1 rRNA gene is annotated in these 588 nt (G+C 56.3%); it reads right to left on the reverse strand.

Annotated elements, in window-relative coordinates:
- Positions 1 to 588: ribosomal RNA gene (locus tag VI234_RS21210) — 23S ribosomal RNA — on the reverse strand; the annotation flags it as partial.

Genomic DNA, 588 nt, shown 5'->3' on the forward strand with positions numbered 1-588 from the left:
CAGGCATCCCTTCTTCCGAAGGTACGGGACTAACTTGCCGAATTCCCTAACGTTGGTTGCTCCCGACAGGCCTTGGCTTTCGCCGCCATGGACACCTGTGTCGGTTCTCGGTACGGACATCATGCTCGTCTTTTCATGGGCCCCAGGTTGAATCACGTTTCCCTATACCGCCGTTCGTCCGCTTCGTGCCATTACGGCTTCCACGGAGTTGGACGGTTCGACCGGGCGAATGCCCGGCGTGATCGACCCCAGGGCGTCAACTTTCACTGCATGATGGCACAGGAATATTAACCTGTTTCCCATTTCGTCTCAGTCGAGTTGCGGTGAGACTTAGGACCGGCTAACCCTCAGCTGATCAGCAGTGCTGAGGAACCCTTATCCATTAGGCCGTCGGGGTTCTCACCCGACTATCGCTGCTACTATGGCCAGGATTTTCGTCACTCATCGGTCCACAGGAGCTCTCGCCCCCGCTTCCATCCAATGAGAGCGCCAATCTACTCGATTACCAGTATGAGTGGTACGGACAGGTCTCGGTGGTGGATTTGAGTCCCGATCATTTTGGGCGCCTCAAACCTCGGCCGGTAAGCT

The organism is Haloarcula sp. CGMCC 1.2071 (assembly GCF_037078445.1).
Classification (GTDB): domain Archaea; phylum Halobacteriota; class Halobacteria; order Halobacteriales; family Haloarculaceae; genus Haloarcula; species Haloarcula amylolytica.